Source organism: Janthinobacterium lyxosi (assembly GCF_051380665.1).
Lineage (GTDB): Bacteria > Pseudomonadota > Gammaproteobacteria > Burkholderiales > Burkholderiaceae_D > Janthinobacterium.
Genome location: NZ_JBNYXM010000031.1, coordinates 25,434 through 37,947 on the forward strand (window position 1 = coordinate 25,434; position 12,514 = coordinate 37,947).

Consider the following 12,514-nt stretch of genomic DNA (forward strand, 5'->3'; position numbering starts at 1 on the left):
ACGGTGGCCGCCGGCTGCCTGCGCGCACCTAGCGAGGCCAAGTTGAAAGAGTACACCGCAGTAGTCACGCAGCAGATCAAGGAACAGATTTCCAAATTCAAGGAAATCTTCCGCGACCATCCCCTTGCACCGGACAGTTTCGACGCTGCGCGCGACGATGCCTTGCCCCTGCGCTCCGAGTTATTCAGCGCCATGCAGATGGCCGCCCACGGCAAGCATGTGGCCCTCGGCCATGCGGTGGGACGGCATCATGGCCGTGACCGCCTGCTGGCACGCCTGGCCGACAATGCGGCGCTGATCACGGCCACCGTCAATGAACTGACGGCCACCGTCAAGAGCGGGCGCCAGGTCACGCCCGCCTCGGAGTGGCTGCTGGATAATTTTTACCTGATCGAAGAGCAGATCCGCACCACGCGGCGCCATTTGCCGAAGAATTACAGCAAGGAATTGCCGCGGCTGACGTCGGGCGTGGACGCGGGCTGCCCGCGTGTGTATAAAATTGCGTTGGAAATCATCTCGCATGGCGATGGCCGGGTCGACCTGGAAAACCTGTGCCATTTCATCGAGGCCTACCAGGATGTCGCCACCCTGACCCTGGGCGAATTGTGGGCCGTGCCCATCATGCTGCGTCTGGCCCTGATCGAAAACCTGCGCCGCGTGGCCGTGCGCGTGGCCGATGACCGCATGCAGCGCGACCTGGCCAATACCTGGGCCGACCAGATGACGGACATCGCCGAGCGCAATCCCAGCGGCTTGATCCTGCTGGTAGCCGACATGGCGCGCTCGAATCCGCCGATGACCAGCGCCTTCGTGGCCGAATTGTCGCGCCGCCTGCAGGGACAGAGTTCGTCGCTGACCCTGGCCCTGTCGTGGCTGACGCACAAGCTGGCCGAATCGGGTCTCACCATCGAGCAGCAGATCCAGTCCGAGATCGGGCAGCAGGCGGCCGACCAGGTGTCGATCGCCAACAGTATCGGCAGCCTGCGTTTTCTGGGCACCATGGATTGGCAGGAATTTGTCGAGACCATGAGCGTCGTCGAGCAGACCTTGCGGCTGGACCCGGCCGGCACCTATGGCTTGATGGATTTCGCCACGCGCGACAGCTATCGCCACGTCATCGAACGCATCGCCAGGCGCAGCGCGCGCAGCGAAGTGGAAGTGGCCGAGATGGTGGTGCAACTGGCGCACACGCACGGCAACGGCAATGATGCGCGCCGTGGCCATATCGGCTTTTACCTGGTGGGGCGCGGCGTGCTGGTGCTGGAAAAGCAGGCCGGCGCGAAGCTGCCCTTCATCGAGGCGCTGCAGCATACGGCGCGCGCCGCGCCGCTGGCCGTCTACCTCGGCGCGATCTGCTTCCTGAGCCTGGCGACGAGCGCGCTGCTGCTCGAGCGCGCCGTGCGCCATGGCGTGCAGGGTTGGCCACTGGTGGCGCTGGGTGCGCTGGCGCTGCTGGGCAGCAGCCAGCTGGCCGTGGCCGTGGTGAACTGGCTGGCGACCCTGATGACGTCGCCGCATCCGCTGCCGCGCATGGATTACCAGGCCGGCATTCCGTCGGACGGGCGCGGCATCGTGGTGGTGCCGACCCTGATCTACAGCGAGGAAAACGTGGCCACCCTGTGCGAGGCGCTGGAAGTGCGCTACCTGGCCAACCGCGATCCGAACCTGCGTTTCTGCCTACTGACCGACTTTGTCGACGCGGATGCACAAACGATGCCCGGCGACGTAGCCTTGCTGCGCCAGGCGCAGGACACTATCCGTGGCTTGAACGATAAGTACCGCGTCGAGGGCAGCGAGTTCAAGGAAAACGGCGACCCGGCCGAACGCGAAGAGTTGGGCCATATGGGGCCGTTCCTGCTGCTGCACCGCCCGCGCCTGTGGAATTCGCAGCAAAATGCCTGGATGGGGCAGGAGCGCAAGCGCGGTAAATTGTCCGACCTGCATGCCTTTCTGCGCGGCGGCGCGCGCGACAAATTCTCGCTGGTGGAAGGCGAGTTGCGCGGCCTGCGCACCATCAGATATGTGATCACGCTCGACACGGATACGCAGCTGCCGCGCGACGCGGCGCGCGACTTCATCGCCACCATGATGCACCCGCTGAACCGACCCGTGCTCGACGCGGCCGGCACGCGCGTGATAGCCGGCTACGGCATCTTGCAGCCGCGCGTGGCCGTGGCGCTGCCCAGCGCAAACGCTTCACGCTACGAGCTGCTGTGCGGCGGCGAACCGGGCATCGATCCCTACACGCGCACCGTCTCCGACCTGTACCAGGATGTGTTTTACGAGGGCTCCTTCATCGGCAAGGGCATCTATGACCTCGACATGTTCGAACGCGTGCTGGGGCAGCGCCTGCCCGACAATAAAATCCTCAGCCACGACCTGCTGGAAGGCTGCTACCTGCGCGCCGGCTTGCTCAGCGACTCGCAACTGTATGAAGAATATCCTGCCCGCTATGACGCTGACGTTAGCCGCCGCCAGCGCTGGATACGCGGCGACTGGCAGCTGATCGGCTGGTTGCTGGGCCGCGTGCCGGGCCGCGCCGGCAAGCGCGAACGCAATCCCCTGTCGATGCTGTCGCGCTGGAAGCTGTTCGACAACCTGCGCCGCAGCGTCGTGGCGCCGGCTACCACCTTGTCCCTGCTGCTGGTATGGGGTTTCCTGCCGCACGTGGTTTTCTGGAGCGTGGCGGTGCTGGCCATCATCTTCCTGCCGCCCGTCTTTTCCGCACTGTACGATCTGTTGCGCAAACCGCGCGACACCCTGTGGCGCCAGCATCTGGCCGCGTTCGAGCGGCGCTGCGGCGTGCAGTTTTCGCATGCCATGCTGACCCTCGTCTTCCTGCCCTATGAGGCCTGGATCAGCCTGGACGCCATTGTGCGTACCCTGTGGCGCCTGGGCGTGTCGCACAAGCATTTGCTCGACTGGCGTGCCTCGAACCTGCACACGTCTTCCGGTTCGCAGACAGACAGCTGGCGCGCCATGTGGTGCTCGCCGGCGCTGGCGCTGGCCGCCTTTGCTGCCTTGCTGCACTGGCGTCCGGCAGCGTTGCCGGCCGCCGCCGTGGTGCTGCTGCTATGGCTGGCCGCGCCCGCCATCGCCTGGTGGATCAGCCGCCCCATCGAACGGGCCGTGGCGCGCCTGTCGGCCGAGCAGGGGCGTTTCCTGCATGGCGTGGCGCGCAAGACCTGGGCGTATTTCGAGACCTTCGTTGGACCGGACGATCACTGGCTGCCTCCCGATAACATGCAGGAGCATCCGAACCTGGTGGTGGCGCACCGCACCTCGCCGACGAATATCGGCCTGGCGCTGCTGGCCAACCTGACGGCCTACGACTTCGGCTATCTCACCCTGGGCCAGTTGATCGAGCGTAGCCGCGCCACCTTGCACAGCATGGGGGAGCTGGAGCGCTTCCAGGGTCATTTCTACAACTGGTACGACACGCAAACGCTCAAGGCGCTGCAGCCGATGTATATCTCGACGGTCGACAGCGGCAACCTGGCCGGCCATCTGCTGACCTTGCAGCCGGGACTGGTGGAACTGTATGACGCGCCCATCATCGGCGCGCAGGTGGTGCAGGGCATTGGCACGACGGCGCAGGTGCTGCAGGAATTCATCGCCGCCGAAGGCGAAGGCAAGGCCATGCGCGACAGCATGAGCCTGCTGCAGATGCCGGCCGCGCCAGCCAGCCTGCCCGAATGGCATGCCTACCTGAGTGCCGCGAATGGCGCGGCCGACGCGCTGTTATCGCTGACCTTGCAACGCGAGGATGGCGAGCTGTCCATGTGGAGCGGTGCGCTGGCGCGCCAGTGCCGCGCGGCGCTGGCCGAGTTGCTGCAACTGGCGCCGTGGGCGGCGCAGGCGGACCTCGATGCGGCGTGGCTGCGCGTGCCGACCCTGCGCGAACTGGCCAACCTGGAAGCCCCGGAAGGCACCCCGCCGGAGCTGGCCGCCATGCTGGCGCAGGGCCGCGAGCAGGCGGGCCGCCACATGCGCGACATCGCCCATGCCGCAGGCCAGGCGCGCGACTTCGCGCAGATCGAATACGGCTTCCTGTACAACCCGTCGACCAAACTGCTGGCCATCGGCTACAACGTCAGCGAACGGCGGCTCGACCCCAGCTGCTACGACTTGCTCGCTTCCGAAGTGCGCCTGGCCAGCTTCATCGCCATCGCCCAGGGCCAGCTGCCGCAGGAGCACTGGTTTGCGCTGGGACGCCAGCTGTGCATGGTGGCCGGCCAGCCCGTGCTGCTGTCGTGGAGCGGCTCGATGTTCGAGTACCTGATGCCGCTGCTGGTGATGCCGAATTATCCCAACACCCTGCTCGACCAGACGTATCACTCCGTCATTGAGGCGCAGATCGATTATGGCCGCCAGCGCGATGTACCGTGGGGGATTTCCGAATCCGGCTACAACACGGTCGATGCCAGCCTGAATTACCAGTACCGCGCGTTTGGCGTGCCGGGGCTGGGCCTGAAGCGGGGCCTGGCCGACGACCTGGTGGTGGCGCCGTACGCCAGCATGATGGGCCTGATGGTGCAGCCGGAGGCGTCGTGCCAGAACCTGCAGCGCATGCAGGCGGCCGGTTACATGGGCCGCTACGGGTTTTTTGAGGCCATCGACTTCACTACGGCACGCCTGCCGCGCGGGCAGGGCAGCGCCGTCATCCGCTCGTTCATGGTGCATCACCAGGGCATGGGCTTTTTGGCCCTCAGCTACCTGCTGCACGACCGTCCGATGCAGCGCCGCTTCGAGTCCGATCCGCTGCTGCAATCGGCCTTGTTGGTGCTGCAGGAACGTACGCCGCAGGCAGGTGCGTTTTACTCGAACACGGCCGAACTGGCAGTGCTGCGCAGCGGTGCGCCCGAACAGGCCATGCCGATGCGCATCCTCACGCAGGCCAACAGCGCCGTGCCTGAAACGCAGCTGCTGTCGAATGGCCGCTACCACGTCATGGTGAGCAATGCGGGCGGCAGCTACAGTCGCTGGAAAGACCTGTCCGTGACGCGCTGGCGCGAGGACAGCACGCGCGACAACTGGGGCAACTTTTGCTACCTGCGCGACCTCGACGACGGTGCCGTCTGGTCCACCACATATCAGCCGACCTTGGCCGAACCGAAGAAATACGAGGTGATTTTTTCCGAGGGCCGCGCGGAATTTCGCCGTGCCGACCATGGCCTGGACCTGTACACGGAAATCGTCGTCTCGCCCGAGGACGACATCGAAATCCGGCGCACGCGTATCAGTAATAATTCGAACCGCCAGCGGCGCATCGAGATCACCAGCTTTGCCGAAGTGGTGATGGCGCCGGCGGCGGCTGACGCGGCGCATCCCGCGTTCAGCAAGCTGTTCGTGCAGACGGAAATCCTGGCGCATGAAAATGCGATCCTGTGCACGCGCCGGCCCCGCTCGAAGGACGAGCAGATGCCGTGGCTGCTGCATGTGATGACCGTGCACGATATCGAGCACTATGCCGTGTCGTTCGAGACGGACCGCGCCCGTTTCATCGGCCGCGGCAACACGGCGCAGCTGCCGCAGGCGCTGCAGGAGAGTGGTCCGCTCGGTGGCGGCCACGGTTCCGTGCTCGACCCCATCGTGGCCATCCGCTACGTCATCACACTCGAACCCGACCAGGCCGTGACGGTCGATAGCGTCACCGGCATGGCCGAGCAGCGCGAGGCGGCGCTGCACCTGATCGACAAATACCAGGACCGCCACCTGGCCGATCGCGTCTTCGAACTGGCCTGGACGCATAGCCAGGTGGTGCTGCGCCAGTTGAATGCCAGCGAAGCCGATGCGCAGCTGTATGCGCGCCTGGCCAATGCCGTGATCTATCCGAATGCGGCCTTGCGCGCCGAGGCCGGCATCCTGATCAAGAACCAGCGCGGCCAGTCCGGCCTGTGGGCGTATGCCATTTCGGGCGACCTGCCCATCGTGCTGCTGCAGATACGCGACGCGGCCAATATCGAACTGGCGCGCCAGATGGTGCAGGCGCATGCCTACTGGCGCCTGAAAGGGCTGGTGGTGGACCTGGTGATCTGGTACGAGGAGCAGTCGGGCTACCGCCAGCTGCTGCACGACCAGATCATGGGCCTGATCGCCTCGGGCATCGATGCGCAGGCGATCGATCGCCCGGGCGGTATCTTCGTGCGCCTGGCCGAGCAGATTGCCAATGAAGACCGCATCTTGCTGCAATCGGTGGCGCGCGCCATCATCAGCGACTTGCGCGGCACCCTGGCAGAGCAGGTCAAGCGCCCGCCCAGCCCCGTGCTGCGCATGCCGCCGCTGCTGCAGGACCCGGCCCGCGAACATGGCGGCGTGCCGCACCGCGCGCCAAAGCGCGAACTGATCCTGGAAAATGGCCTGGGCGGCTTTACGCCCGACGGGCGCGAATACGTGATCACCACGGGCGAAGGCAAGCAGACGCCGGCGCCATGGTCGAACGTACTGGCCAATGCGCAATTTGGCACGGTGGTGTCGGAAGCCGGCCAGGCGTATACCTGGAGCGAGAATGCGCATGAATTCCGTTTGACGCCATGGCAGAACGACCCCGTGTCCGACTTGTCCGGCGAAGCGTTTTACGTGCGCGACGAGCAGAGTGGCCAGTTCTGGTCGCCCTCCGCCCTGCCGGCGCGCGGCAGCGGCGACTACGTGACGCGCCACGGCTTTGGCTACAGCATTTTTGAACACAGCGAAGGTGGCATCGTCACCGAATTGTGCACCTATGTGGCGCTGGATGCAGCCGTCAAATATTCGGTGATCAAGGTACGCAACGACAGCGGCGTGCCGCGCCGCCTGTCCGTCACGGGCTACGTGGAATGGGTGCTGGCCGACCTGCGCGCCAAGTCCGGCATGCACGTGGCGACCGAAGTCGACACGATCAGCGGAGCGCTGTTTGCGCGCAATAACTACAACACGGAGTTTTCGGGCAGGGTCGGTTTTTTCAACACCGATGCCAGCATCCGTTCCATCACCTGCGACCGCAATGAATTCATCGGCCGCAACGGCAGCCTGGCACGGCCGGCGGCCTTGCGCCGCGTGCGCCTGTCCGGCAAGGCGGGCACGGGGTTGGACCCGTGCGCAGCGATCCAGGTGCCGTTTGAACTGCAGCCGGGGCAGGAGCGCGAAATCGTCTTCCTCCTCGGCGTGGGCGGGCGCCGCAATGCCGACGCCAGTACCATGGTGCAGCGCCATGCGGGCAAGGATGCAGCCCGCATGGCGCTCGACGCGGTACGCGCACACTGGGAAAGCACCCTGGGCGCCGTGCGCATCGAAACACCCGACCCGTCGCTGGACGTGATCGCCAATGGCTGGCTGATGTACCAGACCATCGCCTGCCGGCTGTGGGCGCGTAGCGGCTATTACCAGTCGGGCGGCGCGTATGGTTTCCGCGACCAGCTGCAAGATGCGATGGCCATGATCCACACGGCGCCGCATCTGCTGCGCAGCCACTTGCTGCTGTGCGCGGCGCACCAGTTTGTCGAAGGCGACGTGCAGCACTGGTGGCATCCGCCATCGGACCGGGGCGTGCGCACGCATTGCTCCGACGATTACCTGTGGCTGCCGCTGGCCGCTTGTCGCTATGTGATTGCCACGGGCGACGTCAACGTGCTGTCGGAAGTGGTCCCCTTTATCGAAGGGCGCGCTGTCAAGCCGGAGGAGGACTCGTACTACGACCTGCCAGTACGCTCTGGCGAGTCGGCCGACCTGTACGAGCACTGCGTGCGCGCCATCCGCCATGGCTTGCGCCTGGGCGTGCATGGCTTGCCGCTGATGGGCTCCTGCGACTGGAATGACGGCATGGACAAGGTGGGCGAACACGGCAAGGGCGAGAGCGTCTGGCTGGCCTTCTTCCTGTACGAGGTGCTGCAGCGCTTCGCCGAGGTGGCCATGCTGCGCGGCGACGCGACGTTTGCCCAGTTCTGCCGCGACGAAGCGGTGAAGCTGGCGGCCAGCGTCGAGGAACATGCATGGGATGGCGAGTGGTACCGGCGCGCCTACTTCGACGATGGCACGCCATTGGGATCGCATACGAACGAGGAATGCCAGATTGATTCGATTTCGCAAAGCTGGGGTGTGCTGTCGGGCGCGGCCAACAAGGAGCGCGTCGCCGGCGCCATGCGCCAGGTCGATGCGCGCCTGGTGCGGCGCTGGCCTGGCACAAACCTCGGCGTGATCCAGCTGCTCGATCCGCCGTTCGACAAATCCAGCCTCAATCCCGGCTATATCCGCGGTTATGTGCCGGGCGTGCGCGAGAACGGCGGTCAGTACACGCATGCGGCCATCTGGACAGCGATGGCGTTTGCCCACATGGGCGATGGCGAAAAGGCGTGGGAACTGCTGCGCATGATCAACCCCGTGCGCCATGGCGTTGATGCGCAGGCGGTGGCGCGCTACAAGGTGGAGCCGTATGTGGTGACGGCTGACGTGTATGCCGTGGCGCCGCACGTGGGGCGCGGCGGCTGGAGCTGGTACACGGGATCGTCGGGCTGGCTGTACCGGTTGATCGTCGAATCCCTGCTCGGCTTGACGCGCGAAGCGAATGTGCTGCGCGTGGCGCCTACCATGCCGGCCGAATGGGACCGCTTCAAGCTGCATTACCGCTTCGGTGCCAGCAGCTATGCCATCACGGTGGAAAAGGCACAAGGGCGGCCTGCAGGATTGTCGCTCGATGGCGTGGCGCAGGATGGCACCAGCATCGCCCTGCGTGACGAGGGCCGCGAGTATGCAGTGCTACTGTTGCTTTAATCTTGCCATGTGTCGTGTTCGGGCCGGCGCCGTGCCAGCAGCACGATTACGCCTGCGCCCAACAGCAGCAGGTCGCGCGTGGATACTTCATTCGTGTCGGGGTGGGAAGGGTAGGCGGTGTGCGTAGCCGCCGCCTGGCACTGCGTATGGGCCGCCGCGGCGCCGGCCTGGCTTGCACAAGCGGCCAGGCACAGCGCCGCCATCTTTCCATTCAAATACATACATTCCTCAAGAAAGCGCGGCTGCCCTTCGGTCGCACCGCGCCGGTGTTCATGTTCGCGACATTGCAATTATGAGCATTGGTATTGCAAATGAGAAATTGTTTTCCGGTGTATCAAAACCCCAGGGCTGCGCCCGCGCCCAGCAGGGTTGCCACGCCCAGCACGGCAAAGACCAGCGCCGCGATGCCGTGCACCAGGCGCAGCGACACGCGGTTGGCGATCTTGTCACCCAGGTACACGGCCGGCACGTTGGCCAGCATCATGCCGAAGGTGGTGCCCAGCACGACTGAAACAATGTCGTGGTAGCGCGCTGCCAGCGCCACGGTTGCCACCTGCGTTTTATCTCCCATTTCCGCCATGAAGAAGGCGATCAGGGTGGTCAGGAAGACGCCATACTTGGCCAGCTTCGTCTCGTCTTCATCGAGCTTGTCGGGGATCAGGGTCCAGGCGGCCATGGCCAAAAAGGATACGCCCAGTACCCAGCGCAGCACGTCGGGTCCCAGCATGCTGGTGATCCAGGCGCCGACGGCGGCGGCGAATGCGTGGTTGGCGATGGTGGCGACGAAAATCGCCAGCACGATGGGCAAGGGTTTGCGGAATTTGGCAGCCAGCAAAAAGGCCAGGAGTTGGGTTTTGTCGCCGATTTCAGCGAGACCGACGATGCCGGTGGAGATGAGGAATGCTTCCATGAGATTGCAAGAGGTACGCGGGCCGGACGAATTAACCAATGATCCACGGGCGACTCCGGCCCATGCGGCCGCCCTGGATCAATGGTCTCGTCAAGTTCTTCAACCACCTGCACCATGGCCTGCGGGCCAATCATGTTGATACAGGTTCCCGCGGCAGGACCGCGGGACGACTACTCCCCAATGTTCGAGGCGCATCATACGCCAATGGCCGCGTCCGCGCCAGTGCCGCCGCGGCGCGGCGCGGGCTTGTGTGTGGGACTTCCACAACAATGAGCGATTTGCAAACAGACTCGACTTAGAATGCAGTCTGTTCACGACTCCCAGATGGAATGCGCCATGCCGGTCCTTGTCCGCTTGCTTGCCTTGTGCCTGACCTTGTTTGCCCCCTTGCCAGGCCTGTGCGCCGCGGCGCCCTTCGACGACAAGTTCCGCCAGCTCGAAGAGTTGCTGCCCACGCCCAACGCCTACCGCACCGCGTCCGGCGCGCCGGGCCACGCCTACTGGCAGCAGCGGGCCGATTACGTGATCCGCGCCACGCTGGACGAAGCGCGCCGCGAAATCACGGCCAGCGAACAGATCACCTACCACAACCGCTCGCCTGACAGCCTTGCGTATCTGTGGCTGCAGCTGGACCAGAATGGCTTGCGCCAGGATGCCGACCAGCGCCGCGTCCTGAGCGCGCCGTCGCGCCAGGCCTGGCTCAGCGGCACTGAAGAGGAAGCGCTGAAATTCGAGGACTTGCGCGCCATCCACGCGGGCCGCGAATTTGACGGCGGCATCAAGCTCACCGCCGTGAAAGCGGCCAGCGGCAAGCCGCTGCCGTATGTCGTCAATCAGACCATGCTGCGCATCGATTTGCCGGTGGCGCTGGCGCCCGGCCAGAGCATCAGCTTTGGCATCGACTGGTCCTACAAAATCAATGACCAGAAGGTGCTGGTTGAGCGGTCCGGCTACGAGTATTTTGAAGACGACAAGAACACGATTTTCCAGATTGCGCAGTGGTTTCCGCGCATGGCCGCGTATTACGACGCCGCCGGCTGGCAGCACAAGCAGTTCCTCGGCTCCGGTGAGTTTACCCTGGAGTTTGGCGACTACGAACTGTATCTGACTGTGCCGGCCGATCACGTGGTGGCCGCCACGGGTGAGCTGCAAAATCCTGCGAGCGTGTTGAGCGCGGTGCAGCGCGAGCGCCTGGCGCGGGCGAAAAACAGCAATACGCCGCTGCTGGTGATCACGCCCGCCGAAGCGCTGGCGGCGGAAAAGGGCCGGGCGGCGGGGATGAAAACCTGGCACTTCAAGGCGGCCAATGTGCGCGACGTGGCATGGGCGTCGAGCCGCAAGTTCATCTGGGATGCGCAGGGTTTGAATAGCGGCGGCAAGCGCGTGATGGCCATGTCGTATTATCCTAACGAGGGCAATCCGCTGTGGCAGCAGTACAGCACGCGCGCCGTCGTGCACGCCATCGAGCAGTACAACAAGTACAGTTTCGACTATCCGTATCCGAACGCCATTTCTGTCAATGGCGCCGTGGGCGGCATGGAGTATCCGATGATTTCGTTCAATGGCGGGCGTCCCGTGAAGGACAAGAAGACGGGCGAGCTGACGTATTCGAAGACGGCGAAGTATGATCTGATCGGTGTGATCATCCATGAAGTGGGCCACAATTATTTCCCCATGATCGTCAACTCGGACGAGCGTCAATGGACGTGGATGGACGAGGGCCTCAATTCCTTCCTGCAATACCTGGCCGAGCAGGCGTGGGAAGAGCATTTCCCCTCCTGGAATGGCGAGCCGCGCAAGATCGTCGACTACATGCGCAGCCAGGGCCAGGTACCCATCATGACCAATTCCGAGTCTTTGCTGCAGTTTACGGCGAATGCCTACGACAAGCCGGCCACGGCCCTCAACATCCTGCGCGAGACCATCCTCGGGCGCGAACTGTTTGACTTCGCCTTCAAGCAGTATGCCTTGCGCTGGAAGTTCAAGCGGCCCACGCCGGCCGACTTTTTCCGCACCATGGAAGACGCGTCCGGTACGGACCTGGACTGGTTCTGGCGCGGCTGGTTTTATACCACTGACGCAGTTGATATCAGCATCGACGGCATCAGCGAATATGGCGTGAGCACGAGAAATCCAGAAACGGAAAAGGCGTGGAAGAAGGCGCAGAAGGCCGCGCAACCCATCTCGATCTCGGACCAGCGCAACAAGGCGTTGCCAAAGAAGGTCGATCTGGACCCCGCACTGAAGGACTTCTATAACCGGCATGATGAATTCACGGTCACCAACAAGGACCGCAACAGCTATGCGGAGGAGCAGGAAGCGCTGGAGCCGTGGGAGCGGAAACTGCTTGAACAGCATAACCTGGGCAAGCATCTGTACCTGGTCGACTTTTCGAATCTCGGCGGCCTGGTGATGCCGCTGATCCTGGAGATCGAACTAAAAAGCGGCAAGAAGATCATCGAGCGCGTGCCGGCCGAAGTGTGGCGCTATGCGCCGCACAAGATCAGCAAGGTGATCGTCACCGACGAGCCGATGGTGGGGCTGGTGCAGGACCCGTACTGGGAGACGGCCGACATCGACACCAGCAACAATGCCTGGCCGAGAAAAATCACGCCATCGCGCCTGGAACTGTTCAAACTGGACCGCGACAAGAATAACCTGATGAAGGATTTTAATACGCTGCTCAAGGCGTCCGAGGCCAAGGCCGGGACCAAGCCCGAAGCCCGGCCAGAAACGACGCAGTGAAACAGCGCCGGCCAGTCCGGCGCTTTTTTTCTGCCGGCCTGCGCCGGAAGTGCTATTCTGCGCGACGCCTCGGCGCACACGGACCGGGGCTTTCGCAAATCATTCAAAAGACGA

The 12,514-nt window shown here is 64.0% G+C and carries 4 protein-coding genes and 1 riboswitch; of the genes, 2 read left to right on the top strand and 2 right to left on the bottom strand.

Going from position 1 to position 12,514, the window contains the following annotated elements; all coding sequences use genetic code 11:
- The first annotated feature begins 105 nt into the window (after positions 1–105).
- Positions 106–8,745: a glycoside hydrolase family 94 protein gene (locus tag ACQ4WP_RS24110; protein ID WP_436525094.1), complete on the top strand. Its 8,640-nt coding sequence runs from the start codon at positions 106–108 to the stop codon at positions 8,743–8,745.
- Here ACQ4WP_RS24110 and ACQ4WP_RS24115 read toward each other — a convergent pair.
- Positions 8,742–8,966, bottom strand: coding sequence for a hypothetical protein (locus tag ACQ4WP_RS24115; protein WP_436525053.1), 225 nt, complete (start codon positions 8,964–8,966; stop codon positions 8,742–8,744). The genes ACQ4WP_RS24110 and ACQ4WP_RS24115 overlap by 4 nt on opposite strands.
- A gap of 113 nt (positions 8,967–9,079) precedes the next feature.
- Entirely contained in the window at positions 9,080–9,655 is a 576-nt protein-coding gene (locus tag ACQ4WP_RS24120; protein WP_100875287.1) for a TMEM165/GDT1 family protein, read from the bottom strand.
- A gap of 8 nt (positions 9,656–9,663) precedes the next feature.
- Positions 9,664–9,846: riboswitch (yybP-ykoY riboswitch) on the bottom strand.
- 145 nt (positions 9,847–9,991) lie between these two features.
- On the opposite strand from ACQ4WP_RS24120, the gene ACQ4WP_RS24125 reads away from it, so the two are divergent.
- Positions 9,992–12,400: a M1 family aminopeptidase gene (locus ACQ4WP_RS24125; protein ID WP_436525055.1), complete on the top strand. Its 2,409-nt coding sequence runs from the start codon at positions 9,992–9,994 to the stop codon at positions 12,398–12,400.
- Positions 12,401–12,514: the final 114 nt, after the last annotated feature.